Origin of the sequence: Microcystis sp. M061S2 (genome assembly GCF_020245605.1) — a bacterium.
GTDB lineage: Bacteria > Cyanobacteriota > Cyanobacteriia > Cyanobacteriales > Microcystaceae > Microcystis.
The window spans coordinates 58,968-85,071 of the sequence record NZ_JADBUP010000045.1 but is presented as its reverse complement, the minus strand read 5'-3'; the positions used below and the strand labels follow the sequence as shown (position 1 = coordinate 85,071).

The following is a 26,104-nucleotide window of genomic DNA, read 5'->3' as shown; positions in this document are numbered from 1 at the left end:
CACACCCCACACCCCACACCCTGCTCCCTTCCCCGATCAATGGCAAAAATCCAGCTTAAAACCCCAAAATCAGAGCATCTTGCCGCCATGGTGGCACTCGATCGCACCAGTCTCGGCGGTATCTGGACGTTATCGGGATATCAACGGGAATTAGACAGCCCCAACAGTGAATTATTAATTCTTACCCTGGACCGGGATAGCGAAACCCTAATCGGATTGGCTTGTTTTTGGGCAATTCTCGAAGAAGCGCATATTACCCTCCTGGCAATTTATCCCGACTATCAAAGACAAGGATTAGGAAAACTACTTCTCTACAAACTTCTGGAGAAGGCTGTACAAAGACAACTGGAAAGGGCTACGCTAGAGGTGAGGGTATCGAACCAGTCAGCGATCGCGCTCTACGAGCATTTTGGCTTCCGCATCGCTGGAGAGCGTAAAAATTATTATCCGCAAACTGGCGAATCAGCCCTAATTTTCTGGCGCAACGATCTACAAACGGCCGCTTTTCAGGAACAATTAAGCAAGTGGCGACAAGAAATCCTTTCCAGACTGGTGCGGGGAGAGTGGCAATTAGAGGAAGAAACCAGAGCCAAAATAGATACCATGGGGATGCAATGATTACTTACAAGCTTAAATCAGGTCGAGGTTAGGGAAAAATGAGGATTTTAGTGTTGGCGTGGGAATTTCCACCGCGATTAGTGGGCGGTATCGCCCGTCATGTCGCTGAACTCTATCCCGAAATCGTCAAACTCGGTCATGAAGTCCATTTAATCACGATCGAATTCGGTCAGGCCCCCAGTTACGAACTGGTCGAAGGCATTCACATCCACCGCGTCCCCGTACCCCCCGGCAATGACTTTTTCCATTGGGTGGTCAACATGAATAACAGCATGGGGCAACAGGGCGGCAAACTAATCGCCGAATACGGAAAATTTGACCTTGTTCATGCCCACGATTGGTTGGTAGGGGATGCGGCCATTGCCATGAAACATCTCTTTAAAATACCCCTGATTGCCACTATTCACGCCACGGAATACGGACGTTATAACGGACTGCACACCGACACCCAACGCTATATCGCCGGCAAAGAGGGAACCCTCGTCTATAATGCTTGGCGCATTATCGTCTGCACTGGCTATATGCGTCATGAAGTCCATCGGGCTTTGGGTGCACCCTGGGATAAAATCGATGTGGTTTATAACGGTATTCGGGCCGAGAAAAAGCAAAGAGACCCTAACTTTGATTACCGAGCTTTTCGTCGTCAATATGCCCAAGATCACGAAAAAATCGTCTATTACGTCGGGCGTATGACCTTTGAAAAGGGGGTTTCGGTGTTACTCAACGCTGCCCCAAAAGTCCTGGCCCAGACCGAGGGTCAAACTAAATTTGTCATTATCGGTGGCGGCAATACCGACAAACTCAAACAACAGGCCTGGCATCTCGGTATCTGGCATCATTGTTATTTTACGGGCTTTATGTCCGATGAAAACCTCGATCGCTTCCAAACCGTGGCCGATTGTGCCGTTTTTCCCAGTCTTTACGAACCTTTTGGCATTGTCGCCCTGGAAAGTTTCGCCGCTAGGGTTCCCGTGGTAGTTTCCGATACCTGCGGTTTTCCCGAAGTTGTCCGTCATGGCCAAACGGGAATTGTCACCCGCGTCAATAATCCTGATTCCCTCGCTTGGGGCATTTTAGAGGTTTTAAATAATCCCGAATACGCTCAAAAATTAGTTAATAACGCCTATGAAGACCTAGAAAAACGCTTTCATTGGGCGAATTTAGCCCGTCAAACCGAGACAGTATATGGTTTGGTTGTCCAAGAACGACAACTGGTAGAATGGCGTTAATCAGGGAGCGGTTTTTTAGCCGTCAGCCGTCAGTATTAGAGGCCAGTTTATACCCTAAAATAACAAAGGCACAACTTAACTTCTCCAAATATGACTATGAAAGCAGCTGAAATTATGACCACGGAGGTGGCCAAGATTAAGGGTTCTGAAACCGTTGCCAAAGCGGTACAATTGATGAGAGAAAAGAACATTAGAACTCTCATTGTTGATCGTCGTCACGATGAAGATGCTTACGGAATTATCACCGAAACCGATATTGTCTATAAAGTCGTCGCTTTCGGTCAAGATCCGCAAAATGTGCGCGTCTATGAAGTGATGAGCAAACCCTGCATCGTGATTAATCCCGACCTCGGGGTTGAATATGTGGCCCGCTTATTTGCTAATACCGGTATTCGTTTCGCACCGGTAATTAAAGGCGGTTTACTCGGTGTTATCTCTGTTAGTGACATCCTCCATAAAGGTAACGCCGTCGAAAAGCCCCGCAGTCTTGATTTAGAAGCGGAGATTATCAAAGCTAGAGATATTGCCCGGGCAGTATGTGCTGAAAAAGGGGGAAATTCTCCCGATTGTGCTGCAGCTTGGGATATTGTTGAGGAATTACAGGCAGAATTGGCACACCAACGCGCTAAAAAACCGGAAAAAACCTATTTTGAGGAATACTGTCAAGAAAATCCCGATGCTTTTGAAGCGCGTATTTATGACACCTAATCCCCATGGGTTTTCGGTATTCTCCGATACCTCAAACTTTTAATCCGGCAAAAGTAGTGTATAAAGGTTTTATTTGTTAATAATCGAGGAAAAACTATGGCTGATCTATTTGTCATCGCCTATGAGGACGAATTTAAAGCAGAAGAAGTTCGTTTAACTTTGGCTAAACTGCAACGGGAACATCTCATCGAGCTAGAAGATGCCGCCGTAGTGGTTAAAAACAAAGATGGCGAGATTAAACTCAAGCAAGCGGTCAATTTAACGGCAGCGGGAGCCGCTAGTGGCAGTTTCTGGGGATTATTAATCGGAATGCTCTTTTTCTCCCCTTTATTAGGGGCCGTCCTCGGTGCTGCTGGTGGCGCTTTGGGAGGTGCTTTAAGTGATATCGGTGTGGATGACAATTTTATGCGGGAATTGGGAGAAACCATGCAGCCCGGTACATCTGCTCTCTTTGTTCTCGTCCAAAAAGTTACCCCCGATAAGGTCCTCGATGAAGTGGCCCCCTACGGAGGTAAAGTATTACGCACTTCTTTGACCAAAACCGACGAAGCAGAATTACAGAAAATTCTCGACCAAAGAGGTGTTAAACCCGAAATCGTTTAGGATATGGGTCCATAAAAGCCAGAAAAAGGGAATATATTTCCCTTTTTACTTTTTGAGCAAGAATGGGTTTAGTCTCACAACCACAGCAGCTATAAAATAAGAAACAATCAATAATTATTAATGAACTTTAAGCTTTGATCGAGAATAAAAGTGCTTCAGTGTCGTAGTATTTATTCGTTAATCCCATTGATTGCATTTCTAATCTTTCGGTGACACGAATTGAGCGATAATTATCGGGATTAACCACCGCCTAGATAATCGGCAATTGTAAGGTGATTAAGCCGTATTCTAGAATAACTTTAGCCGCTTCGGTCATATTATCCTTGTCCCCAATAGACATCGACCTAATATTATCTCAAGATCAAAAGTCTCTCTAGTTAAGGAATCTACCCGAATAAAAATTATTTTAATTGCCTCATATTTTTTCAGTGAAATTGAATTAGCAACGATAGATATACATTTCAGCTATCGAACCACTTAATTAGTACACAGGCTAAAAGCAAACTGTGACTGGGTTATAATTTTTGGAGATGTCTATTGGTAGGAGCAGTAGGAGCCAGATTAGGGAACTCACCCTACAAGATTGCGCTCTGCTACGCAGTGCCTTTGGCATCGCACTATTTTGCAAGGGGCAAGCAATTATTGTAGGTTGGGTTGACCCAAGGAAACCCAACAAAGAGTAACCTTTGGGGTGGTTGGGTTACGCTTTTTCAAGCGAATTGAGCTATTTTCGCCCCAGTCTTGTTTCGCTCAACCCAACCCACGAAGCTTAGACTCACAGCTTCAATCAATGTGCATGGTGCGTTCCCCAAAATCGATCGCTGAAGCGGTAGAAGTTGTTTTAGGGAACGCACCCTACAAGATTGCGATCGCAGTGCGTTATACCTTAGCTCTTCGCAGACGCAGTTCTCTGTAACTCTTCCCATCGAACTCCATGACGCAGGCTCGATCAAAAGAGCTTAGATACTCATTATTCATCAACTGCTCATGCGGGCGAAGCATACTTGCGCCGACGCTGCCATCTAAGACAAGTAAAAGCAATGCCTCATCAAATCCATCACGCCATTTCAGAATATTCCGTTCTTTGTCGTCAAGCGCATTCTGTATTAGTTCGTCTGTTGTTTCACCGACCCAAAAGCTATCTGTGTAACTCCAATGAGGGGGGTGATCCCCTTCAAGTCGCATTACGCGAACATAGTCGATTTCTTCAGGCCAATCCGGCCCCCACAACTTTTCAGCACGCAAGGTGAAATAATCTCCAATTTTAGGATCATACTTCTCAACCAATTTCACTAGCATCTCAGCTATTTTTCTTTCTCGCCTTGCGATCAGGTCAGCATCACGATAACTGCTAAAGGATACCTGGACATCAATCCATTTGTCGCTACGCCTTGAATGAATATGGGAACAAGTTTTAACTACAGATTCATATATGCCACGACGCTTACGGTCGCGACTGCCAGACCCCTCTTTCTCGTCATTGAATAGATTCCTGATTTCGATTCCAATCGTAATAGAATCAATTCTTGCTATGATATCGGGTCTTTCCAGGTGATCTGGCACGTGCAGTTCTGCGTAGTGGCTCAATCCTCCTGCATCACGAAATAGCTTGACTACGTTTAGCTCGTAAAGTTTTTGGCTTTCTCTGGTCATGGCTCTAATCGGTATAACTACATATTATACAGAAACTTTCTGCATAACAGTCTCCAAAGCAAGGATATGGGTCAACTTTCTGTATGTCACCCGGTCTTACAACACATATACTAATTTGTCAATAGGTAGTAATATTTAATCTGCTTATACTTCGAGTTTTGGTCTGAAAATGGGCGATCAATAGTCGAGCGATCGAGAGATGGGGATGACCACGAGCCTGGGGGATTATGCAACGGTGAACAACTTATCAGCAGGTTTCCAGGGGGACAAAACCATAATCCGGGAGATTCCGGGCATCTCCGCAAGTCAGCTGAGACCGATTGACCCCAGAAAAAATCTTCAGAGCTACAACTACTATAACTAATAGCCGCTCCCCAATAACTGATCACTGAGAGACAGCTAAACTAAAAAGCCGTGCTAAAATCAGCATATCTAGGGTCGCTTGTGTAGGTGATGGATAGGCTATGTTTGAAAGATTTACGGAAAAAGCCATTAAAGTAATCATGCTCGCCCAAGAAGAAGCCCGCCGCCTTGGCCATAACTTCGTGGGAACAGAGCAGATTTTACTAGGACTAATTGGAGAGGGAACGGGAGTTGCCGCCAAAGTCCTCAAGTCCATGGGTGTCAATCTCAAAGATGCGCGCGTGGAGGTGGAGAAAATCATCGGTCGCGGTTCCGGATTCGTAGCCGTGGAAATTCCCTTCACCCCCAGAGCCAAACGAGTTTTAGAACTCTCCCTCGAAGAAGCCCGTCAACTGGGCCATAACTATATTGGCACAGAACATCTCCTTTTAGGACTAATTCGCGAAGGGGAAGGTGTGGCCGCTAGGGTTCTGGAAAATCTCGGCGTGGATCTCTCGAAAGTTCGCACCCAGGTGATCAGAATGTTAGGGGAAACCGCCGAAGTGGCCGCTGGTTCATCTTCCCAAGGTCGCACTAAAACCCCCACTCTTGATGAATTCGGTTCCAATCTCACCCAAATGGCCAGCGAGGGTAAACTCGATCCCGTAGTCGGCCGGCAAAAGGAAATCGAGCGCGTCATCCAAATTCTCGGTCGTCGTACCAAAAATAACCCAGTCCTAATCGGGGAACCGGGGGTAGGTAAAACAGCGATCGCAGAAGGATTGGCCCAACGCATTGCTAACAAGGATATTCCCGACATTCTCGAAGAAAAACGGGTTGTCACCCTCGATATCGGCTTGTTAGTGGCGGGAACCAAGTATCGCGGCGAATTTGAGGAACGCCTCAAAAAAATCATGGACGAAATTCGCCAAGCGGGTAACGTCGTCCTTGTTATCGATGAAGTTCATACTCTCATCGGTGCCGGGGCAGCCGAAGGGGCGATCGATGCAGCCAATATTCTCAAACCAGCTTTAGCCCGGGGAGAACTGCAATGTATCGGGGCGACGACCTTGGATGAGTATCGCAAACATATCGAACGGGATGCGGCTCTAGAAAGACGTTTTCAACCGGTTATGGTCGGTGAACCCTCCGTAGAAGAAACGATCGAAATTCTCTACGGTCTCCGGGAACGCTACGAACAGCACCACAAACTAAAAATCTTAGACGAAGCGCTAGAAGCGGCGGCGAAATTGTCCGATCGCTACATTAGTGATCGCTTCTTACCAGACAAGGCGATCGATTTAATCGATGAAGCTGGTTCGAGAGTGCGCTTGATTAATTCCCAATTGCCACCGGCAGCCAAGGAATTAGACAAGGAACTGCGGCAAATTCTCAAACAAAAAGATGACGCGGTGCGCGGTCAGGACTTCGAGAAAGCTGGGGAATTGCGCGATCGGGAAATGGAAATCAAAACCCAGATCCGGAATCTCGCTTCCACCAAAAAAGGCGAAGATGGCAACGATGAACCCTTTGTCGATGCCGAGGAAATCGCCCACATCGTCGCTTCTTGGACTGGGGTTCCCGTCAACAAACTGACCGAAACCGAATCCGAGAAACTGCTGCACATGGAAGATACCCTGCATCAGCGTCTCATCGGTCAAGAGGACGCGGTTAAAGCGGTGTCTCGTGCCATTCGTCGCGCTCGCGTCGGTCTGAAAAATCCCAACCGTCCGATTGCTTCCTTTATCTTCTCCGGTCCAACGGGGGTGGGTAAAACCGAGTTAACTAAGGCTCTGGCCGCTTATTTCTTTGGTTCCGAAGATGCGATGATCCGTCTCGATATGTCGGAATACATGGAACGGCACACGGTTTCTAAGTTAATCGGTTCGCCTCCGGGTTACGTTGGTTACAACGAAGGGGGACAGTTAACGGAAGCGGTGCGTCGTCGTCCTTATACGGTGGTGCTATTCGACGAAATCGAAAAAGCTCACCCCGATGTCTTCAATATGCTTCTGCAAATCCTTGAAGATGGACGTTTGACCGATGCCAAAGGTCGCACGGTGGACTTTAAAAATACCCTGTTGATCATGACCTCGAACATCGGTTCTAAAGTGATCGAGAAGGGTGGCGGTGGTTTAGGTTTCGAGTTTGCTGATAATCAAGCCGAAGCCCAGTATAATCGCATTCGATCGCTGGTTAATGAGGAATTAAAACAATATTTCCGTCCAGAATTCCTCAACCGTCTTGATGAGATTATTGTCTTCCGTCAACTCAATAAGGAAGAAGTCAAGGAAATCGCCGAAATCCTGCTCAAGGATGTGTTTAAACGTCTGACAGAACAAAATATTACTTTGTCTGTCACCGATAAGTTTAAAGAACGCTTGATCGAGGAAGGTTATAATCCGGCCTACGGCGCTCGTCCCTTACGTCGTGCGATTATGCGTCTATTGGAAGATGTTCTGGCTGAGGAAATTCTCTCCGGACGGGTTTCTGATGGGGATACGGCCATGGTCGATATCGATGAGGAAGGTAAGGTGAAAGTAATTTCCGGTGAAAGACGCGAGTTAATCGCTCCCGTGATCGAATAAATTCTCACTGGAATTAGTTAAATAAAAGGTGGGCTTTTTGCTCACCTTTTCTCGTAAAAATAGCAGGAAAAAGTGCGATGAAAGTCTGGGTTGTGGGTTGTGTTTTGTTATTTTTGTTGGTGGAATTGTATCAATGGGCTAAGGGGTTTATTTTGCCTTTACCTCTCTATATTTTTGCCGGAGCTTTGCTATCGATCACTTCTAATTATTATCAAGATATGAGCAATTTATTTGCTAGAAATGAACAGGTGTATCAAACTGCTAGTTTAGGTGATATTCCTGACATTTTGACGGCAGAAAACTCGATACCTGTTCTAGAAGAAGGAGAAAATAACCTTGAATAGCTATAATAATCGTCTATTTATGGCTATTTTCCAGTATAAAAGCTTAAAATAAAGATGAAGTAGAATATAATAAGTAGGTAGGTGTTAAAAGTTGTCAGACACCCCCCTTATCAAGGGGGGCAGGGGGGATCAGAGGCAAAATCTATCTTCAATTTAATTATAAATACTTACTTATTATCGATAGCTAATGAGAATAAACTGCAAAAAAACTCTGCACCCATCCGCAAAAGCAACAGAAAGAGTGCAAAAATTAAGACAGGAATATTGGGATAAAAGTCTAGATGTGGATAATGAATTTTTGATGGGTCTGATTTCCTACTAGGCTTTAGGTCTTAAATAAACTAGAGACTGTTGCCAAATTAAAGTGGGTTTATCGTAGTGATCAACTAGGTATAGACAGTTAACATCTTGCCAAAGGATGCGACCAACGAGCAGATCATCGGTGCTTAACTTAATTTCTACTTCCCGTTTCTCTTGAATATAGCTCTGTACTTGTTTGACACTCGGCAGACCAGGATCGAATTGAGACATAATAAGTTTATCGATGAGGTGTTCATCCTCTATTATTCCTGTTGAGCAGCTTTTATTGACGATGAAAATCCCCTTTACCAAATATCAAGGCCTGGGCAATGATTTTATTTTGATAGATAACCGTCACAGTCCCGAACCCCTGATCACAGCGGAAATGGCCGTGGCTATGTGCGATCGACATTTTGGCATCGGTGCCGATGGCGTGATTTTTGCGCTTCCTGGCCAAGCGGAAACCGACTACACCATGAGAATTTTCAACTCCGATGGTTCAGAACCGGAGATGTGTGGTAACGGTATTCGCTGTCTAGCCCAATTTATCGCCCGTTTAGAGGCTAACAACGCCATTGGCCGCACCTATCGCATTCATACTCTAGCAGGAACTATCATTCCCCGTTTAGAAGCCAATGAACAGGTAACGGTCGATATGGGGCCGCCGCAACTCCTCGGCCGTGAAATCCCCACCACCTTGGTCAAGGGGTCAGAAAAAGTCCTCGCGGTTCCCCTAGAGGTAGAGGGTAAAGATTGGTTAGTTACTTGCGTTAGTATGGGTAATCCCCACTGTGTCACTTTTGTGGATGATCTCGCCTCTATTCCCCTAGAAACTATCGGGCCAAAATTCGAGCATCACCCGGTTTTTCCCCAGCGGACTAATGTGGAGTTCGTGGAGGTAATCGCGCCAGATTATATGAAGATGCGTGTCTGGGAAAGAGGAGCGGGAATTACTCTCGCTTGCGGCACCGGTGCTTGTGCTGTGGTAGTGGCGGCCGTGTTAACGGACAAATGCGATCGCATCTGTACCGTGGAACTCCCCGGTGGTTGTCTTCAGATTCACTGGTCCCAAACCGATAACCGGGTTTACATGACAGGTCCTGCTAAAGCTGTTTTTGAGGGCATTTATGCTATCTGAATCACCCCGTCTGGACGGGGACTGAACTCCCCGAACAGCGCGACGGGATTGTTAATTCTTAGAGACTGGTAATCCAAGCAATAATTCCTTTACCGGTTAACACTTCAATGGCCAAAAGAGAGACAAAGCCAATCATAGCTAGTCTGCCATTCAATTTTTCAGCTTTTTTGGTAAAACCGAGACCGCTGGAACTATCAACGTACATTTTCGGTTCGACAGCAAAATTATTCAGTCTTCCTTGTTCTTCGGTGGTGTAGCCGCGGGCAGTCATGGGGAGGCTCCTTTTGTATGCTTGTGTTAAGAAGTGTAACACATTGTTAAGTTATGTTGCAAATTTTAACAAAAAATTTTTGGGGACTCAGAAAACCTCGATCGGGTAGGCTGTCAGGGTAGTGCTATAGTTCTATCTCCTCTGGGTTTATCGATGAAATTTTGCCTTTTTCTTGACAAATTAGTCAGATTGTGGTACCAAAGAGGTATAAACTCGATCGCCTAATCAGGGAAAAGACAAAAACTATCTTAAGGTCGCCAGAGGAGTCCCGTTAAACCGTGCAGGAGTTAGCGGGGGATAAATTGCCACCAAAAGCGAACCCGACCCTAGAGAGTCAACTTACCTTGAGTGGAGATGCGCCGAATGGGTAAGTGTGGGGAGAATAGGTAAAAACCACTAGGAAAAACCTGAATAGAATCTTAATATATAGAGTGCCTAGTAGCCGTAACGATTGCGCTCACTGTTTTTGTAAATTCTATGGCAGAGATTAGCCCAGAGATCAACCTCATGCAGATAGCGACTATACTCAACCAATATCGATTTGAAATGAGAGGATATAAAGCGCAAGAATTAATCGAGCGCTGGTTGCCCACCTATTCGCTAAATTGGATTCGCATGGCGATTTTAGAGGCACTCTATCAGGGACGTTACAAAGTCATTTCGGTGGAGGAAATTCTCAAAATTTGGCACCGTCGCGGCCATCCTACCTTTCATTTTACGGGGGAATTCGAGCGCTTGGTTTGTAAAAACTTGCCAGATTCCCAGTTAAATGGCAAAAAACCAGTATTTATCCCTCAACAGGAACAGGTCAATATACTTTCTCCCACCCTTGAGCGGCCTTGTCCAGAGCCACAAGCGGAAGCCACAAGTGAAGATTCTTTACTCAACTTAGAAACTTCTCTTTTTAATGATCCTCGCAAAGGTATGAGTAATGTGGAGGAATTATTCTCGCAGTTAACCCCGGAAACGCCCAAATTCCCCGAATTAGAATCATTGCCTAAATCGCCTAACGGTCATGGAACTAGGGAGAATTTTCCAGCTAATTTTAAGCCAGTAATCGATGAGTTTATCCCTTTGTTAGACCCTTCGGAATTATATCCCAAATTAAAAGCTGTGGCTCGCTCACAGTCTAAGTAGGGTTGGCTGAAAAAGTTTTTCGTGGGGACAGGGTGTGGGGTGTTAGGTGTGGGGTGGTGGGGTACTGACACCAATTAATTGCCCGCCCTCAAGAAAAAAAAATCGCCCTGACGATTAAAATAGAGTTAACTTTTCCCCTCAAGGCTCTGCTCAATTAACTAAATTATGACATCCTCCTATTTTGGTCTAGAAACCGAAGAAAATAAACTAATTAACTCTAATAATCTTTCGTTCGCCGCTTCTCTTGGTATTCATGCCCTACTTTTAGCGATTATCTTACCTAATTTCCTCAATAATCCAGCGCAGGAGCCAAAAAAGGATTTACGCAACGTCAATCTGATTGAATTGAATCCTCTAGAGCAGTCACGTCTTCCCAGTCTTGACTCCTCCCTGTCCAGCTTACCCGGACTGCCTAACCTCAATTCGTCTTCTTCCTCTTTGCCTCCTCTCCCCCCCATGGACGGCATCCATAACAGCACCTTACCTCCTTTACCCTCGGTTTCTTCCCTTCCCCCCTTACCTTCCTTACCTGCTTTACCTCCCCTCTCCTCTTTACCCTCCGTCAATATCTATTCTCCTCCCGTGGCATCTATCCCCTCCCTGGGTAGATTACCGATTCCTCGCAATTTTCCCACTTCTACCCCCAGTTTACCTAGTCCTCCTGCTGTTCCCACCCTGTCAGAGAATAACAATCTGCCTAGGGAGACTAATAACCAACAGATGCCGCCTTACTTTGATCCCTACCAAGATAATCTAACTTTAGATAGATTGCGAAAATCGCCCCTTAGTGCATCGCAACAGGCACAGCAACAATTAAACAATTCCTTGGCCCGCACGTCGGAGCCGAATGGTCAATCGCCCCTCGATGAACAACGTCGTCAACAATTAATGTGGGAAATGCGGGAACGTTTGCGCTCCCTGGAGGCGGACAAAAGCAATACCAGTAACGAGGAGGCCATGAGAAATCAGGTGGATTGGCTGGCCAGAGTCCAAAAAACTAATCCTAACGCCTTAAATGAATTAAATCAGCCCAATCAAGGCAGCAGAGGCATAACTACCGTCAATTTGACTGGTAATTATCCCGCCACGGCTTGTTCCCGTCAATTAGCGGGGACGGCGGTTTATGGGGTGACGGTGGATGCCCAAGGCCGCCTCAGCAGTGAACCCCAGTTAATTAAAAGTGCTGGCTTCCCGATTTTCAATCAACAGGCGGCTGGGGAAGTGAGATCAACTCGTTTTAATAATCCCAGTGGTGAGTCGAGAATCTATCAGGTGCGAGTCAGTTTTGCCCCTAACCCGGAAGTGTGCCGAGGTGCGATCGCTAATCCTCCAAAACCAGAGGGTAGTAACCTCAATACGCGTAACTCCCCCCCTGTAACGCCAGCAATTGAAACCCCGCTTCGTCCCAATCAACCGCCGCAACCCGCCGTTAGTCCCCAACCGGATAACGTCAAGCCACCCGCAGCCACAAGTCCAAATCCGGCCCCAACCCAGCAAGAACCGCCCAAAGAAGCGATAATCGAGCAAAAAGCCCCAGACACTCCTCCCCAAACCCCCGCTCTCAATCAGCCGGAGGTTTCCCCCGCTAGTCCCCCCACTAGCCAAAATCCTCAACCCCTGGGCGGGGAAGCCTTGCCCCCCGGTCCGCCGGCGGAAGCTAAAACTGAACCAGAAAGTTAGGACTTTTCAGTGATCAGTTATCAGTGATCAGTTATCAGTTATCAGATGTGAGTTTTAGGTTTACTGATTACTGAAAAAAACTCTCATCTTCCTAGTCAATGATTCGATCCCCCCTGCCCCCCTTGATAAGGGGGTGCCGATCCCCCCTTAATCCCCCCTTAATAAGGGGGGCATCTGATAATTTTTAACGGCTACCTACTTATTTTTACTTAAATGATTTCCACTTCCCAGATCCCCGATTCTTTTGTCTCACCTTGCCGTCGCGCCTCGGTTAGTCGTACTACCAAAGAAACCGATGTACAGGTGACGATCGATCTTGATGGTAGCGGCAATTGTCGCGCCCAGACAGGAATTCCCTTTCTTGATCATATGTTGCAGCAAATCGCCTCCCACGCTGCGATCGATCTCGATGTGCGTGCCACTGGAGATCTAGAAATTGATGACCATCACACCAATGAAGACGTGGGAATCACCCTCGGACAGGCTCTACTACAAGCTTTGGGAGACAAAAAAGGGATCGTCCGTTTCGGGCATTTTGTCGCCCCTCTCGATGAAGCTTTAGTGCAGGTTGCCCTCGATTTTTCCGGTCGCCCCCACCTCAGTTATGGTCTAGAAATTCCCACCCAAAGAGTGGGAACCTACGATACTCAGCTAGTGCGGGAATTTTTCGTTGCTTTGGTCAATCACAGTCAAATGACCCTACATATTCGCCAATTAGACGGGATTAATTCCCATCATATTATTGAGGCTACTTTTAAAGCTTTTGCCCGGGCGATGAGTGGGGCCATAGCGATCGATCCCCGTCGCGCCGGTATAATTCCCAGTTCTAAGGGAGTTTTATAGAAGCACTGCTTAACCCGAATTGACGTTAGCTTAGAAGCCCATAATTTGAGCCACTTGCGTTAATTCGGGAGCAATCCCAGATTTTAGTTGATTATTGCTGTATTTTACCGCCGAATCTGGGTCTTTTAGTCCATTTCCCGTTAAAACACACACCACGGTGGCCCCATCGGGAACCTGTTGATGCACTTTTAATAATCCTGCCACAGAAGCGGCGCTGGCCGGTTCACAGAAAACCCCCTCTTGGCCCCCTAAAATCCGATAGGCTGCCAATATTTCCTCATCACTGACTGCGTGAAATTGCCCTTGACTAGCGTGACTAGCGGCCCAAGCTTTTTCCCAGTTAGCCGGGTTGCCGATACGGATAGCCGTGGCTAGGGTTTCGGGATGGTCAACCGGTTGTTTGGAGATAAAAGGGGCAGCCCCGGCGGCCTGAAAACCCATCATCTTCGGCAGTCGGTCACATTTGCCTATCTGGTGATACTGACAGAATCCCATCCAATAGGCGCTAATATTGCCCGCATTACCGACGGGAATACATAACCAGTCGGGGGCATTACCCAAGACATCGACAATCTCGAAAGCAGCAGTTTTTTGACCCTCTAAACGGTAGGGATTGACGGAATTGACTAAAGTTACGGGATAATTTTCTGATAGTTGGCGGACAATCTTGAGGGCATCATCGAAGTTGCCATTAATAGCGATGACTTCCGCTCCGTACAATAAAGCTTGGGCTAATTTTCCTAAGGCCACATAACCGTCGGGGATAATCACAAAGGCCCGCATCCCGGCCCTTCTTGCATAGGCTGCCGCCGCCGCCGAGGTGTTGCCGGTACTGGCACAAATCACCGCTTTTGCCCCTTCTTCCTTAGCTTTCGAGATGGCCATGGTCATGCCCCGGTCTTTAAAGCTGCCGGTGGGATTTAAACCATCATATTTGACAAAAACCTTGACATCGCGCCCGATTTGTGCTGAGAGATAAGGGGCGGGGATCAGGGGTGTATTGCCTTCTAGGAGGGTAATTACAGGGGTTTTACTGCTTACGGGCAGAAATTGGCGATATTCTTCGATCAAACCGCGCCAGCCGCCGATAGACGAGGATTTAGTGGGTGATTGGGGGATCGATCGAGAAATAATTGTCATAGCCTTAAGGATACAGATTTGATTAGATGGCCCAGCTTCCTATTTTATCGAATAAGCAGTCCAAAAAATTAATCTCGATCGCCCGATTGGGATTCATGGGGTTTAAAACAGGGATGCGGGGAGATAAAAGGCAATAACAGCAAATAAATGATTTTTTTAGGCAAAAAATGTTATTTTATCGATATAAATCTTATTTTTTGCCCTTTTTCGTCATAAAATTTCTGTTTTTCATAGTTATCAATAAATTGACAGCCACAGGTGACACAAATATGATTTTCCTTACCTTGTTTATTGATGCCATGTTTACGAATATGGGTGGATTTAGACTCAGGGCATTGCATTTTGATTTGCTCCATTCACATCTTGACTATGCAACGCCATCATTCTCAGCCGCAGCGGTAAAACCAAGGTCTTGGATGTCGGACAATCGTTTTAACCGAGGGTACCCGTTCCCCGGATTCTTTCTAGAGCGCGCTCGGATAGCCACTCCTGAAAGAGTTCATCGAGTAAACGCTGACGGGTAGTTTCGTCGAAGGGAGTGGGGAGCCAATGATCGAGACGGAGAAGCACCGACCATTCCCCGAACTCGATCGGGTAGTGGATTTTTCCAGGTTGACCGGTCTGTAATCGGAGCGCGATCTCCGGATGAACCTGACCGATCTCGATCGGGCCGATCATCCCTCTGGTGTATTTTTCCTCGCCTTCGGAATAGAATTCGGCGATTTCCTCGAATGAAGCTTCCCCTTCCTCGATCCGGAAATAGATCTCTGTCGCCATACCTGGATTGCGGACGCGGACGAGGGAGTAAACCACCCGATCGATCTGGCGTTTGCGCTCTAGATAGTAGCTCTCTAGTTGATTCTCCCAGTGCTGACTTTTAAAACGCTCGATCTGCCAAGCGCGGATCGCCATCTCGTAAAAAGCTCTCGCAGTTAAATCCTGTCGCGCGAGCCAATCGTGATAGATTTCCTCGCTATCGAGTCCCGTAGCCTGTCGCATTTGTTGAAAAGCGATGACTTGCTCTTCGAGAGGGCAGGGATATTCCGAAACGATCTCGTCCAGGATTGTCTCGCGGACAAGCGGGATCAATAAACGATGACGCTCTAGTAGAGAAAAAATTTCCCCGGGGGATAGAGATCGATCGAAGATTTTCAGGGGGGATACCGTATTTTCCATATTTTATAGCTTCTATCGGGAGAAATATCGGGGAAAGGAGCGAAAAAGAGCCTTTCCCCCGTGAATGTCTAGGCGACTACCGGAACGCTAAAATCAAAGTTCCGTTGCGCGAAACCGCCTAGACCGAAAGATTCGTTATAGAGCGTGGCGATATTGCCGCTACCGAGCGGAACATTGCGCTGGAAGAGAGGTCCGAAACCGGCGGTACGACTTCCCCGACGGAAAGGATTACGCCAGGTCGGATCGGGATAGGTCACGGTGGCCGAACCTTCTAAGGCAGATAGATTGAGATTGCTGTTTAAATTCAAACTCGTCCGGTTCGAGAGGTTCGCATCCAACCCGACGGTCGCGCGGATATTGAGATTGTTCCCGGTCGTTCCGGGCATGACGAAGCTGAAATCCTGACCGACCGTGAAAGGTCGATTCACGCCGTTGATATTCAGCGTTCCCGCTAACCGGTTCGCGGTCAGGCCGAGATTCTGCTGTACGCCGAGACCGGCGTTAATCACCGCGCTCAGTACGTTCCAGTTAACCGAGCCGCCCGCGATCCCGATATCGATACCGGCACTGCCCCGCAGAGGTGGCACGGGAACACCGATCGCGTTAAGGGCGCGGGTAGCGAGGGTGACGAGATCCGCGTTTGCGCTCAAAAAGTTATCGGTTTTAGAGCCAGTCAGTTGGTTGGAGGCCGAGCGGGAGCCGTTGATATTTAGGTTGGGAGCGCGCAGGGAAATCGCCCCGCCGATCGCGTTAATCGGGATATCGTACCGAAGGTTATTGCTATCGAGCCGGAGTAGGTTAACCGTTCGATCGATATCGAAACCGAGGAGTCGTCTGGAGAATGGCCCGACCTTTCCCTGCAACTGAGCAGCCGCGTCGATAATCAATTGCAAGTTGTAGTTGGCCGATGGACTTAGCGTTGTAAAAGTCGCTTTGGGATCGACCGAAAAACCAGAGCGGATCGTCACGGTGTCACCCGCCTTGGCGGTGGTAGGCACATCGAGCCATATATCGGTCGGCAAGGATGCGCTTACCGTTCCCCCCTGTACACGAAAGTTAGATTGCAAACCGACACGTCCGTCGGTACTGGCATCGAAACCTAAAGGCCCGATCCCGAAATTCCTGCTCGTGTTCCAACTCGTTCCGAGAAAACGGTTATCGCTAAATGTGGCCGCCGAACCACCGCGCCACAAACTTTGTCCGTTCGTGGCAAAAGTTAAATCTTGGATTTCTACGCGTCTGACAGACATGACAATAATCTCCTGAGTTGACAGAAATCACTAAATTCCGAGAGGAATATTAGGGGTTAGGAAAAATCATGATTGGCTGGGTTGTTAACTATTTGAAGTCACAACCGAGTCAAGTTTTGGTGTAAGGATTCAGGTACTCCAAATGCAGTTACAGAGGGGCTTCTAAAACTCGAAACTCACGAAACCTACAGCTTCATTCTCAATAACACGAAAAGGGAAGCCTTCCGGGTTTCTTAAATGAGACTGATAATTCGTCCATCTTCTGTCCAAACGCTTATATAGCATGGACTTTACTGCTTTTCGTATGACTTGAACTCTTACGTTTTGGTTAGGAACAAATAGGAAAACCAGCTTTTACGAGACTATCTTTACTCAAACGAGTTAAAATAGCTAATCGCAGGGAAAATCTATAGGTAACTATAGATTTCAACAACAATACTTCTGGCCACGAAGTGATTATAAACTAGCTTTCGCGAAGTGTCAACTGTATCAAGGGAACTTTACGAAAAATTTCTAATTCTTTCGGTTCTTCGGTTTTTGTTATGCAATGGACGGGGTTATAAGCAATGAAACCCTTATAGAGACGGACATTGGTGCAATTTTTGTCAATTGTTTTCGCTCTAGCCTGCATTATTCACCAACTGGCAAAAACCTGATTGTGAGGACATCTCAAAAAACAGACTCTTTTTCAGCCAGATCGCTAGATGAAGTTCTTGCCAAGGCTTTCGAGGATTTTCCAAAGTCTTCATGAATAATGCAGGCTAGAACGAACTAATCAATTAAGTCTCTTGCCAGATAAGGATTTAGTCGATTTATGTCCCCTGAGCGAATCATACCAAGTAACGAAGAGCCAATATAAATTAGATCAGGAATCAGGTATCTGTATAGGCTCAGGTGCGGTGGAATCAACAATTAAGCGGCTCGGTGCTAGAGTGAAAATATCCGGGGCGCAATGGAAAGTCGAAAATGTCCCACAGCTTTTGAAGTTAGGTTGTGCTTATCTCAATCAGACAATTGCTTAAGCATTTGTACTTATTTCCTAAACGGGATGCTCCCGTTAACCTCAGTTCGGGTTAAGGAGATTTTGCCATGACTTCCGGGGAAGAATAGGCTGACTGGCTACGGTAAAATTGGGGTTTCGGCTTATCCCGGACTCAGGTTAATTAGTATAATCATTTCAGATAAGTCTGATACACTCTATACCAATGAAACCCTTATGAACTCTGGCATTGATATTCTCAATCTTAATTGAAATGACTACTTAGTGCCAGATTAATTTCTTAGCTAGGATAGGCAAGAGGCAGCTGGAAAAAATTCTCCTGTCTCCTGTCACGGCTGCTGGCAGTAAATAATTTTCCACGCATCTGATGTTCAAACTCAAGCAACTATGTGTCAACTTCTAGGCATGAATTGTAATGTCCCCACGGATATCTGTTTTTCCTTCGAGGGATTTTGTGCGCGGGGAGGAAAAACCGACGAACATCGAGACGGTTGGGGAATCGCCTTTTTTGAAGGTTTAGGCTGCCGAACTTTTATTGATGTTAAACCCTCGATCGCTTCTCCGATTGCGGAATTAATTAAAAACTATCCCATCCATTCTACCAATGTTATCGCCCATATTCGCAAAGCCACCCAAGGAGAAATTAAACTAGAAAACTGTCATCCTTTTCGGCGGGAATTGTGGGGGAAATATTGGGTTTTTGCCCATAATGGTAATTTAGAAAATTTCTCACCTCCTGCGGGAGATTTTTATCAACCGGTTGGGGAGACGGATTCCGAAAGAGCTTTCTGTTTAATTCTTAATACCCTACGAGAGACTTTTCCCCAGGGCAAACCTTCCCTAGAACAACTTTATCAAGTCCTAAAAACTATCACAAACTCTATCGCTTGTCAAGGAATTTTTAATTATCTTTTATGCGATGGTGAACATTTTTTTGCCCATTGTTCGACGAAATTAAGCTATATAATCCGTCAGTATCCTTTTGCCGCCGCTCATTTAATTGATGAAGATGTTAGCGTTGATTTTCAAGCTTTAGCTCGTCCGGGCGATCAAGTAGCAATTATTGCCACTACACCCTTAACTGATAATGAAGTTTGGACAGCGATTAATGCAGGAGAATTATTAGTTTTTCAGGAGGGCGCACCAATTTTAATTTAATCTTACCAGTGGTCACTTTGTCGAGATTTTTCTAAATCAATTAACTGAGTTTTTAGCCCTAACCAATCTAATTGATGGGCGAGGCAATCTGAACCAATTTTTCCCGCTTCTAGATAAATAACTCTCTCGGCAAATTCCTCTAAAAAATCTAGTTGATGATTGACCATAATTATCGTCATTGAACTTTGATTGTTTAATACTTCTAATAACCTGCTGGCCGTGCCTGTATCTAAAGCAGAGGTGGGTTCATCTAATAACAGTATGCTCGGTTCTAACAACAAAGCTCTGGTAATTGCCACTAATTGTCTTTGTCCTAAAGATAATTCTAACTCCCCGCGCTCAAACCACTGTTGAGGAATTTTTAATAGGGATGTCCAACGGTCAATTCTCTGATTAATTTCCGCAGGTGTAAGTTTTTTTAATTGCAAAGGATAAGCGAGAGCATCTCGAACAGTCATCCCTAATAATTTCGACTCTTGTGGCAATAAAACTATCTGTTGTCGCAGGGAAATAACCGGTATTTCCCTAATCGATTTACCTTGAAAATAAATATTTCCCGTGCTTGGTTCCTGCAAACGATTTAACAATCGTAAAAGAGTCGTTTTTCCTGCCCCAGATGCTCCGACAATAGCTAACTTTTCTCCTTGCTTGATGCTAAAAGTAATATCTTCTAACAGATAAGCACTGCCCCGTCGGATAGCTAAATTTACTTGCTCTAGTTCTAAAATCAAGATCGGTCTTTTCCTTACTTAGTTCAAGTTTATTATATAATAAAAATAGCCCAATGAGTTCGGCAGGTATTCCCCATGGTTAGTCAAGTTAACAAAACCGAGATTATCTATCCTGAGAGCGACGGTAAACCGATGGCAGATAATACTAAACAATTTAACTGGATAGTGACGATTAAGCAGAATCTCGACTGGTTATATATCGATGATCCCCAGGTATTTGTAGCGGGGGATCTGTTGTGGTATCCCGTGCAAGGCCAGCCGAAAATTGCTGCCGCTCCTGATACGATGGTAGTATTTGGCAGACCGAAAGGCGATCGAGGTTCCTACAAACAATGGCAAGAAGATAATCTTGCTCCTCAAGTCGTCTTTGAGATTCTTTCTCCCAGTAACACCTCCATCGAAATGGCCAAAAAATTGCTATTTTATGATCGCTATGGAGTCCAAGAATACTACGTCTATGATCCCGATGATAATAGTCTAGAAGCTTGGCAGCGAATTGGTGACAGTTTAGACAGTGTTAGTGAGGTTAATAATTGGGTGAGTCCCCGTTTAGGCATTCGTTTTGACTTAACCGACGAGTTAAAAATTTATCGTCCTGATGGCACTCAATTTTTGTCCTACAGCGAAATTAATCAACTACTGGAGCAGGAAAAGCAACGGGCTGAAAATGAACGCCAACGGGCTGAACAGGCTAATCAGCAGTTAGCAGAAATGGAGGCAAAACTGCAAAAATATCGTCAACTTTTTGGGGAATTACCTAACTAGGGTCTGCTGAATAAATGTGAAATATAGACGAGGTAAGGGGTTTGGGGCCTGTTTGGCGAGGCAGGTGCAAGATTTTAAAGCTAGTGGCTCAAAAACCTTGCATCTTGATCGGCGATTGCGTCCTGTAGGGGCGAAGCATTCGGGCAATAACTTATCGGTGAAACCGTAGATTTTCTATCCGAATGCTTCGCCCGTACTTTTTGCCGCAAACCCTAACTAAAATCTTCACTAGCGACGGGAGTATAACAAAAAAAAAGAGGACTGGTTAGTCCTCTTAACAAGATTAGTTTTCGCTAAATGTTAAACACAGAATGATTGCCAGGCCTAGTAGGCTAGACCCATACTGCGGGTGGTTTCTGCTCCGAGATAAACCCGAATGCTTAGGAAATCCGTCGGACAAGCGGTTTCGCAACGTTTGCAACCAATACAGTCTTCCGTGCGGGGGGAGGAGGCAATTTGGGCAGCTTTACAGCCATCCCAGGGAACCATTTCCAGCACGTCGAGGGGACAAGCCCGAACGCATTGGGTGCAACCGATACAGGTATCGTAAATTTTAACGCTATGAGACATTGAATTATGACTCCTTACCGAGTGTTCTCCATGTTAAATTTCGGGTTTATCGGTTAGTTTACCTTACAGCGATCTGTTCATCGCTCGATCGGTGACATAACTTTAAACTCTGTAACACTTGGGGCAAAATGGCGATCGCTAGTCAGGGATCGGGCAATTCTAAAATAGCCTTAAAGAATTGCTTGCCGGGGTTACGGGGGGAACCGAAAAAGGTAATCTGGATCGCAAGATAATTTATTTCGTTTGCCATTATGACAGAAATAGCGATCGAATCGATCCTACAGGAAAATCGGCTGTTTCCCCCCAGTGCCGAATTTTCCCAGAATGCCACCATTAAAAGCTTTGAAGAATACCAGCAACTCTACGCCAAAGCCAAGGCCGATCCCCCAGCTTTTTGGTCCCAATTAGCCGAAAAAGAACTACATTGGTTTGAAAAATGGTCAGAGGTTCTTGACTGGCAGCCCCCCTTTGCTAAATGGTTCGTCAACGGCAAGATTAATATTTGTTACAACTGTATTGACAGACATCTCACCACCTGGAGACGTAATAAAGCCGCCATCATCTGGGAAGGAGAACCGGGGGACAGCCGCACCATTACCTATGAACAGCTACACCGAGAAGTCTGTCAATTTGCCAACGCTTTAAAGGAATTAGGCGTGAAAAAAGGCGATGTGGTCGGAATTTATCTGCCGATGATTCCCGAGGCGGCCATCGCTATGTTAGCCTGTGCCAGAATTGGTGCGCCCCACAGTGTAGTTTTTGGGGGATTTAGTGCCGATGCTTTGCGCGATCGTCTTAATGATGCGGCCGCTAAGGTGGTAATCACTGCCGATGGTGGTTTCCGCAAGGATAAAGTAGTTGCCCTCAAGGAACAGGTAGATCTGGCTCTAGCCGATAATAGCGCCCCCAGTGTGGAAAAAGTCCTCGTTGTCCAGCGCAGCAAGGAACCCATCAATATGGTTGCCGATCGCGATTACTGGTGGCATGATCTACAAAAACAGGTATCTGCTAACTGTCCGGCCGAACCCATGGATAGCGAAGATATGTTATTTATCCTCTACACCAGTGGTTCCACCGGCAAACCGAAAGGAGTCGTCCACACCACCGGCGGTTATAATCTCTACACCCATATCACCTGCAAATGGATTTTTGACCTGAAAGACACCGATGTTTACTGGTGTACTGCCGATGTGGGTTGGATTACCGGCCATAGTTATATCGTTTACGGACCGCTTTCCAATGGTGCAACCACGGTAATGTATGAAGGGGTTCCCCGTCCCTCTAATTTAGGCTGTTTTTGGGATGTCATCGAGAAATATCGCGTTAATATCTTTTATACTGCCCCCACTGCTATCCGCACTTTTATCAAAATGGGTGAAGATATCCCCAATAGCCGGGATTTATCCTCTTTGCGCTTACTGGGAACCGTGGGAGAACCGATTAACCCAGAAGCGTGGATGTGGTATCACCGGGTTATCGGTAAAGAAAAATGTCCGATTGTCGATACTTGGTGGCAAACGGAAACCGGGGGGATTATGATTACTCCCCTACCCGGGGCAATTGCCACCAAACCGGGGTCAGCAACCCTACCTTTCCCCGGTATTATGGCCGAAGTGGTGGACTTAGACGGTAATCCCGCCCAAGCGAATGAGGGGGGTTATCTGGTGGTCAAACATCCCTGGCCCGGTATGATGCGAACAGTTTATAAAAATCCCGATCGCTTCCGCAATACCTACTGGGAACATATCGCCCCCAAAGATGGCCAATATCTCTATTTTGCTGGAGATGGTAGTCGTCAGGACGAAGACGGTTATTTCTGGGTAATGGGGCGCGTCGATGACGTGATGAGCGTTTCTGGCCACCGTTTAGGGACAATGGAGATCGAATCAGCTTTAGTATCTCATCCCGCAGTAGCAGAGGCGGCTGTGGTGGGACGACCGGATGAAATTAAGGGGGAAGAAGTCTATGCTTTTGTGACTCTCGAGGGGCATTATGAAGCGAGTCCGGAGTTAGCGCAAGCATTAAAGGATCACGTTGTCAAGGAAATTGGCATTATTGCCCGACCGGGAGAAATCCGTTTTACCGATGTGCTGCCAAAAACGCGATCGGGTAAAATTATGCGTCGTCTCTTGCGAACTTTAGCATCAGGTCAAGAGATTTCCGGTGATACTTCTACTCTAGAAGATCGATCGGTTTTGGATAAATTACGGCAAGGTGCTTAATTTAATTGCCAGTTTTTCCTAGTAGTTAGGGTGAGGAATAAGAGTTAATCTTATCTCACTCTAACGGGAGTGATTCTCGGTGAACATATTTGCTCAAGCATCAAATCTATAACGGTTCTTCGTTAGAACCAGAATTAATTGGAAATTATAAAAATAGCGGTGCTGAATGGCTAAAAAAGGGAGAGCCAGTACAAGTATTGGTTCATGATTTTCCTGACCAAGATAAGGGAAGAATCATTCCCTATGGAATTTACGATCTGAGCGAAAACGCGGGATGGGTAAATGTAGGCAAAGGAATATACCAGAGCGCGTCGAGAGGCCGCCAGACAAACAGGTTTAGTCCTCAGCATTTTTCCCGAGTTTTGTCCCGATACTATCGCGCAGGTGATCGAAGATTGGTTGCCCAGTGATAGCCTTGATTAAAGGTTAAATAATATCAGCCAGACTGGGAAACTATCTGATCAAATTAGTTCCCCCAGAGAACCCCCTTAGTCCACATAGCACACTTTCCTTTTTTTGTCAAATTTTATGTTAAGAAAGATGTAACTAGGGCTGGCTGAATAAATCTAAAAACCTTGTTGGATAAGGCTTTTAGACTTTTTTTCCCTCAAAAAGTGCTGACCATTGGAGTGATCGGGGGTAAAATTCAGGTACTTTTTCCCTGAAAATTAGGTAATTGACCACCTGAAAATGGGTAAAACCCCACACCCCACACCCTACACCCCACACCCTACCCCCACGAAAAACTTTTTGCCGCAAACCCTAATTAGACCATCAAAGTTAAAGTTCAAGATAGAAAAACTTGATTTTGCTTTAATATTTTCCATTCTTTATATCAACTCTACGCCTGTTTTTGCACAATCTTCTCACTCAATTCTAGGAAGGTGGGACAATATTAGATTAAGTACTAATAACTTAATATCTTATAGAGTTTTTCAAAAAGCGTGAGTTGGGTCAATGATCAGGAAACCTAACTATTTTCTAACCAAACGATTAGGAAACAGTTATGTTATGATTTTCAGAGTAAGCCGGAGATGATAAGACACCATGAAAAATCGCATCTTTACTGTTATTTTGTACAAAGAAGATAATATGTATATTGCTGAATGTCCAGAAGTTGGTACAGTAGATCAAGGAGAAACAATTGAGCAGGCGATTGCTGGATTGAAAGAAGCCACACGGCTTTACCTAGAGGAATTTACCTTACCAGAAACATCCCCTAGATTTGTGACCAGTATTGAGGTTAGTTATGCCTAAGCTGCCACGAATCTCTAGTGGGGAGGCAATTAGATGTCTTGAACGCTTAGGCTTCGAGCAAGTTCGTCAAACAGGTAGCCATGTTGTGATGAAGAAAGAAACCGAAGAGGGCAAAATTGGCTGTGTTGTCCCTTTACATCAGGAATTGAAGGTTGGTACATTAAGTGGAATTCTGAAACAAGCCCAAGTCACAGTTGAAGAGTTCATTGAAAATCTGTAGAGTCTGACAAATCACTGCACTCGACGTGATACCAAAAGTATTTAGTCCCCCCAGAGAACCCCCTTGGTCCATATAGCACACTTTTCTTTTTTTGTCAAATTTTATGTTAAGAAATATGTAACTAATGGATAGGGGGATGATCAAAGATTAACCGTCTTCGTATTCGGGGATTCTTTCTTTTTTCTTCTCGGTGATATTGATGCGGGGGGGATTGTAATCTGGTTCCACGTCATCATCCCACATATCATCCTCGGCCTTATCCTCGTAATCGTCGTACTGAGGACGAGAAAAGCTTTCTGTGCGTTCTGAGCGCGCTTCTCCCCAGTTATCTTCTTCTTCCTCGTATTCTTCCTCATAATAACGAGCTTCGGCCCGTTTTTGCGGTGGGGGAGTGGCACGCAGGGGTTCTTTTTCCCATTCATCCTCACTCCAGCGTTCTTCAACGGGTTTAGCTGCCTCAACGGGGGTACGGAGAGGAATGCCCGTACCTAACTGATTTTCTGGGCGAGCAGCGGGGGTATAATAAGCTTCTTCCTCTTCTCTTTCCCAGGGGGGACGACCAATACCCAAACGTTCCAAAACCCCCACACTAACTTGGGTGAGACGTTCTTCGGCCCCTTCAAAGACGATTAAGCGATTCGGACCGCTGCTAACCACTTCTTCAATGGCAATTTCGTAGGTGCTGATCAATTGTTCGGGGATCAGAGGCAATCCCAGGGAAGCGATGATAATGGAATGTAATTGACCACTAAGGGGATCAAATTGATAATCGCGGACTTTGCCTAAAGGTTCGCCGGTTTCCGTGATCACGTCACTACCGATTAAGGGAGTATAAGCATCGATATCGACGGATTCCAAGACGTTATCATCTTCAACGAGAACCACGTCTCCCGTCTGACTGATGCTCGATAAATACATATATTGAGGCATTCCCGACAGGGAGAGGATATTATCGCGGAGTCCCAGGGCAACCACTTCTCGTTGATCGATATCTACTAGGATATCTTTAACAACGCCGAGTTTTTTGCCTGTATTGCGAGTGATAACCTGTGTATTTAAAAATTCTGAACGTAAGCGACTATTCTCTGTGATCATTTTTTCCTATGGGTAGGCGTTAGGGCGTGGGAATACGAATTATTGTAGGCTTAATATATAGGGCGA

The 26,104-nt window shown here is 45.9% G+C and carries 25 protein-coding genes and 3 pseudogenes; 18 read left to right on the top strand and 10 right to left on the bottom strand.

Annotated elements, in window-relative coordinates; genetic code table 11:
• Nucleotides 1-39: 39 nt before the first annotated feature.
• From rimI to IM475_RS08960, 4 genes are all read left to right on the top strand, one after another.
• A complete protein-coding gene (rimI, locus tag IM475_RS08975) occupies nucleotides 40-618 on the top strand; it encodes a ribosomal protein S18-alanine N-acetyltransferase (protein WP_012268101.1) in 579 nt (192 codons plus the stop codon).
• Between the two features lie 38 nt (nucleotides 619-656).
• A complete protein-coding gene (locus tag IM475_RS08970; RefSeq protein ID WP_287659499.1) occupies nucleotides 657-1,847 on the top strand; it encodes a glycosyltransferase family 4 protein in 1,191 nt (396 codons plus the stop codon).
• A 90-nt stretch (nucleotides 1,848-1,937) separates the two neighbouring features.
• Nucleotides 1,938-2,555, top strand: a complete 618-nt coding sequence (locus IM475_RS08965) for a CP12 domain-containing protein (RefSeq protein WP_287727328.1) — start codon at nucleotides 1,938-1,940, stop codon at nucleotides 2,553-2,555.
• A 96-nt stretch (nucleotides 2,556-2,651) separates the two neighbouring features.
• On the top strand, nucleotides 2,652-3,158 hold the full coding sequence (locus tag IM475_RS08960; protein ID WP_287659498.1) for a DUF1269 domain-containing protein: 507 nt from the start codon (nucleotides 2,652-2,654) through the stop codon (nucleotides 3,156-3,158).
• An 879-nt stretch (nucleotides 3,159-4,037) separates the two neighbouring features.
• Here IM475_RS08960 and IM475_RS08955 read toward each other — a convergent pair.
• Nucleotides 4,038-4,811 carry a hypothetical protein gene (locus tag IM475_RS08955; RefSeq protein WP_104397033.1) on the bottom strand — a complete coding sequence of 258 codons (774 nt, stop codon included), beginning with the start codon at nucleotides 4,809-4,811 and terminating at the stop codon, nucleotides 4,038-4,040.
• Nucleotides 4,812-5,275: 464 nt separating this feature from the next.
• Between IM475_RS08955 and IM475_RS08950 the strand changes: the two genes are divergently transcribed.
• Entirely contained in the window at nucleotides 5,276-7,741 is a 2,466-nt protein-coding gene (locus IM475_RS08950; RefSeq protein ID WP_002732350.1) for an ATP-dependent Clp protease ATP-binding subunit, read from the top strand.
• Nucleotides 7,742-7,818: 77 nt separating this feature from the next.
• Complete coding sequence (locus IM475_RS08945; protein WP_287727327.1) at nucleotides 7,819-8,085, top strand: hypothetical protein; 267 nt, start codon at nucleotides 7,819-7,821, stop codon at nucleotides 8,083-8,085.
• A 318-nt stretch (nucleotides 8,086-8,403) separates the two neighbouring features.
• Here the strand turns inward: IM475_RS08945 and IM475_RS08940 are convergent, their stop codons facing one another.
• Entirely contained in the window at nucleotides 8,404-8,616 is a 213-nt protein-coding gene (locus tag IM475_RS08940; RefSeq protein ID WP_045357091.1) for an Hfq-related RNA-binding protein, read from the bottom strand.
• 61 nt (nucleotides 8,617-8,677) lie between these two features.
• On the opposite strand from IM475_RS08940, the gene dapF reads away from it, so the two are divergent.
• Entirely contained in the window at nucleotides 8,678-9,523 is an 846-nt protein-coding gene (gene dapF, locus IM475_RS08935; protein ID WP_287657850.1) for a diaminopimelate epimerase, read from the top strand.
• Between the two features lie 58 nt (nucleotides 9,524-9,581).
• On the opposite strand, the gene IM475_RS08930 is transcribed toward dapF, so the two are convergent.
• Complete coding sequence (locus IM475_RS08930) at nucleotides 9,582-9,794, bottom strand: CAB/ELIP/HLIP family chlorophyll-binding protein (RefSeq protein ID WP_002801686.1); 213 nt, start codon at nucleotides 9,792-9,794, stop codon at nucleotides 9,582-9,584.
• A 477-nt stretch (nucleotides 9,795-10,271) separates the two neighbouring features.
• Between IM475_RS08930 and IM475_RS08925 the strand changes: the two genes are divergently transcribed.
• The 3 genes from IM475_RS08925 to hisB all read left to right on the top strand — a co-directional run bounded on the left by IM475_RS08925 (nucleotide 10,272) and on the right by hisB (nucleotide 13,454).
• On the top strand, nucleotides 10,272-10,931 hold the full coding sequence (locus tag IM475_RS08925; protein WP_287657849.1) for a hypothetical protein: 660 nt from the start codon (nucleotides 10,272-10,274) through the stop codon (nucleotides 10,929-10,931).
• A gap of 165 nt (nucleotides 10,932-11,096) precedes the next feature.
• Nucleotides 11,097-12,611: an energy transducer TonB gene (locus IM475_RS08920; RefSeq protein ID WP_287727326.1), complete on the top strand. Its 1,515-nt coding sequence runs from the start codon at nucleotides 11,097-11,099 to the stop codon at nucleotides 12,609-12,611.
• Between the two features lie 213 nt (nucleotides 12,612-12,824).
• Complete coding sequence (gene hisB, locus IM475_RS08915) at nucleotides 12,825-13,454, top strand: imidazoleglycerol-phosphate dehydratase HisB (RefSeq protein ID WP_002801689.1); 630 nt, start codon at nucleotides 12,825-12,827, stop codon at nucleotides 13,452-13,454.
• A 30-nt stretch (nucleotides 13,455-13,484) separates the two neighbouring features.
• Here hisB and thrC read toward each other — a convergent pair whose 3' ends face one another.
• The 4 genes from thrC to IM475_RS08900 form a co-directional block, all read right to left on the bottom strand.
• The gene (thrC, locus tag IM475_RS08910; protein ID WP_008203543.1) at nucleotides 13,485-14,594 is read right to left on the bottom strand and encodes a threonine synthase; all 1,110 of its coding nucleotides are present in this window, start codon (nucleotides 14,592-14,594) and stop codon (nucleotides 13,485-13,487) included.
• A gap of 170 nt (nucleotides 14,595-14,764) precedes the next feature.
• A complete protein-coding gene (locus tag IM475_RS22960; RefSeq protein WP_502865538.1) occupies nucleotides 14,765-14,935 on the bottom strand; it encodes an IS1/IS1595 family N-terminal zinc-binding domain-containing protein in 171 nt (56 codons plus the stop codon).
• Nucleotides 14,936-15,026: 91 nt separating this feature from the next.
• Entirely contained in the window at nucleotides 15,027-15,770 is a 744-nt protein-coding gene (locus IM475_RS08905) for a peptidylprolyl isomerase (protein WP_287727325.1), read from the bottom strand.
• Between the two features lie 68 nt (nucleotides 15,771-15,838).
• A complete protein-coding gene (locus tag IM475_RS08900; RefSeq protein ID WP_287727324.1) occupies nucleotides 15,839-17,020 on the bottom strand; it encodes a hypothetical protein in 1,182 nt (393 codons plus the stop codon).
• An 872-nt stretch (nucleotides 17,021-17,892) separates the two neighbouring features.
• Between IM475_RS08900 and IM475_RS08895 the strand changes: the two are divergent.
• Nucleotides 17,893-18,042: pseudogene (locus IM475_RS08895) on the top strand (ISKra4-like element ISMae18 family transposase); the annotation flags it as partial.
• A 365-nt stretch (nucleotides 18,043-18,407) separates the two neighbouring features.
• On the top strand, nucleotides 18,408-19,178 hold the full coding sequence (locus tag IM475_RS08890) for a class II glutamine amidotransferase (protein WP_287727323.1): 771 nt from the start codon (nucleotides 18,408-18,410) through the stop codon (nucleotides 19,176-19,178).
• Nucleotides 19,179-19,180: 2 nt separating this feature from the next.
• On the opposite strand, the gene IM475_RS08885 is transcribed toward IM475_RS08890, so the two are convergent.
• A complete protein-coding gene (locus IM475_RS08885; protein ID WP_287727322.1) occupies nucleotides 19,181-19,909 on the bottom strand; it encodes an ABC transporter ATP-binding protein in 729 nt (242 codons plus the stop codon).
• Nucleotides 19,910-19,984: 75 nt separating this feature from the next.
• On the opposite strand from IM475_RS08885, the gene IM475_RS08880 reads away from it, so the two are divergent.
• Nucleotides 19,985-20,674, top strand: coding sequence for a Uma2 family endonuclease (locus tag IM475_RS08880; protein ID WP_287727321.1), 690 nt, complete (start codon nucleotides 19,985-19,987; stop codon nucleotides 20,672-20,674).
• Nucleotides 20,675-20,998: 324 nt separating this feature from the next.
• On the opposite strand, the gene psaC is transcribed toward IM475_RS08880, so the two are convergent.
• Nucleotides 20,999-21,244 carry a photosystem I iron-sulfur center protein PsaC gene (psaC, locus tag IM475_RS08875; RefSeq protein ID WP_002734319.1) on the bottom strand — a complete coding sequence of 82 codons (246 nt, stop codon included), beginning with the start codon at nucleotides 21,242-21,244 and terminating at the stop codon, nucleotides 20,999-21,001.
• A 251-nt stretch (nucleotides 21,245-21,495) separates the two neighbouring features.
• Here psaC and acs point away from each other — a divergent pair, with 251 nt between their 5' ends.
• The 5 genes and pseudogenes from acs to IM475_RS08850 all read left to right on the top strand — a co-directional run bounded on the left by acs (nucleotide 21,496) and on the right by IM475_RS08850 (nucleotide 24,943).
• Nucleotides 21,496-23,466: an acetate--CoA ligase gene (gene acs / locus IM475_RS08870; protein ID WP_287727320.1), complete on the top strand. Its 1,971-nt coding sequence runs from the start codon at nucleotides 21,496-21,498 to the stop codon at nucleotides 23,464-23,466.
• Between the two features lie 131 nt (nucleotides 23,467-23,597).
• Nucleotides 23,598-23,756, top strand: a pseudogene (locus IM475_RS08865) (ISAzo13-like element transposase-related protein); the annotation flags it as partial.
• Nucleotides 23,755-23,889: pseudogene (locus IM475_RS22955) on the top strand (DUF29 family protein); the annotation flags it as partial. The pseudogenes IM475_RS08865 and IM475_RS22955, both read left to right, overlap by 2 nt.
• 624 nt (nucleotides 23,890-24,513) lie before the next feature.
• A complete protein-coding gene (locus IM475_RS08855; RefSeq protein ID WP_002734849.1) occupies nucleotides 24,514-24,723 on the top strand; it encodes a type II toxin-antitoxin system HicB family antitoxin in 210 nt (69 codons plus the stop codon).
• Entirely contained in the window at nucleotides 24,716-24,943 is a 228-nt protein-coding gene (locus IM475_RS08850; protein WP_123231136.1) for a type II toxin-antitoxin system HicA family toxin, read from the top strand. The genes IM475_RS08855 and IM475_RS08850 overlap by 8 nt, the downstream gene beginning before the upstream one ends.
• Nucleotides 24,944-25,090: 147 nt before the next feature.
• On the opposite strand, the gene IM475_RS08845 is transcribed toward IM475_RS08850, so the two are convergent.
• Nucleotides 25,091-26,038, bottom strand: coding sequence for a PRC-barrel domain-containing protein (locus IM475_RS08845; RefSeq protein WP_287657840.1), 948 nt, complete (start codon nucleotides 26,036-26,038; stop codon nucleotides 25,091-25,093).
• Between the last annotated feature and the right edge of the window lie 66 nt (nucleotides 26,039-26,104).

Coding starts and splice junctions, on each gene's coding strand:
- thrC (WP_008203543.1), bottom strand. CDS start 14,594: ATGACAATTATTTCTCGATCGATCCCCCAATCACCCACTAAATCCTCG.
- IM475_RS08965 (WP_287727328.1), top strand. CDS start 1,938: ATGACTATGAAAGCAGCTGAAATTATGACCACGGAGGTGGCCAAGATT.
- IM475_RS08970 (WP_287659499.1), top strand. CDS start 657: ATGAGGATTTTAGTGTTGGCGTGGGAATTTCCACCGCGATTAGTGGGC.
- psaC (WP_002734319.1), bottom strand. CDS start 21,244: ATGTCTCATAGCGTTAAAATTTACGATACCTGTATCGGTTGCACCCAA.
- IM475_RS08950 (WP_002732350.1), top strand. CDS start 5,276: ATGTTTGAAAGATTTACGGAAAAAGCCATTAAAGTAATCATGCTCGCC.
- IM475_RS08900 (WP_287727324.1), bottom strand. CDS start 17,020: ATGTCTGTCAGACGCGTAGAAATCCAAGATTTAACTTTTGCCACGAAC.
- IM475_RS08945 (WP_287727327.1), top strand. CDS start 7,819: ATGAAAGTCTGGGTTGTGGGTTGTGTTTTGTTATTTTTGTTGGTGGAA.
- IM475_RS08955 (WP_104397033.1), bottom strand. CDS start 4,811: ATGACCAGAGAAAGCCAAAAACTTTACGAGCTAAACGTAGTCAAGCTA.
- IM475_RS08905 (WP_287727325.1), bottom strand. CDS start 15,770: ATGGAAAATACGGTATCCCCCCTGAAAATCTTCGATCGATCTCTATCC.
- IM475_RS08890 (WP_287727323.1), top strand. CDS start 18,408: ATGTGTCAACTTCTAGGCATGAATTGTAATGTCCCCACGGATATCTGT.
- hisB (WP_002801689.1), top strand. CDS start 12,825: ATGATTTCCACTTCCCAGATCCCCGATTCTTTTGTCTCACCTTGCCGT.
- IM475_RS08880 (WP_287727321.1), top strand. CDS start 19,985: ATGGTTAGTCAAGTTAACAAAACCGAGATTATCTATCCTGAGAGCGAC.
- rimI (WP_012268101.1), top strand. CDS start 40: ATGGCAAAAATCCAGCTTAAAACCCCAAAATCAGAGCATCTTGCCGCC.
- IM475_RS08845 (WP_287657840.1), bottom strand. CDS start 26,038: ATGATCACAGAGAATAGTCGCTTACGTTCAGAATTTTTAAATACACAG.
- dapF (WP_287657850.1), top strand. CDS start 8,678: ATGAAAATCCCCTTTACCAAATATCAAGGCCTGGGCAATGATTTTATT.
- IM475_RS08940 (WP_045357091.1), bottom strand. CDS start 8,616: ATGTCTCAATTCGATCCTGGTCTGCCGAGTGTCAAACAAGTACAGAGC.
- IM475_RS08930 (WP_002801686.1), bottom strand. CDS start 9,794: ATGACTGCCCGCGGCTACACCACCGAAGAACAAGGAAGACTGAATAAT.
- IM475_RS08925 (WP_287657849.1), top strand. CDS start 10,272: ATGGCAGAGATTAGCCCAGAGATCAACCTCATGCAGATAGCGACTATA.
- IM475_RS08850 (WP_123231136.1), top strand. CDS start 24,716: ATGCCTAAGCTGCCACGAATCTCTAGTGGGGAGGCAATTAGATGTCTT.
- IM475_RS08960 (WP_287659498.1), top strand. CDS start 2,652: ATGGCTGATCTATTTGTCATCGCCTATGAGGACGAATTTAAAGCAGAA.
- IM475_RS08920 (WP_287727326.1), top strand. CDS start 11,097: ATGACATCCTCCTATTTTGGTCTAGAAACCGAAGAAAATAAACTAATT.
- IM475_RS08855 (WP_002734849.1), top strand. CDS start 24,514: ATGAAAAATCGCATCTTTACTGTTATTTTGTACAAAGAAGATAATATG.
- acs (WP_287727320.1), top strand. CDS start 21,496: ATGACAGAAATAGCGATCGAATCGATCCTACAGGAAAATCGGCTGTTT.
- IM475_RS22960 (WP_502865538.1), bottom strand. CDS start 14,935: ATGCAATGCCCTGAGTCTAAATCCACCCATATTCGTAAACATGGCATC.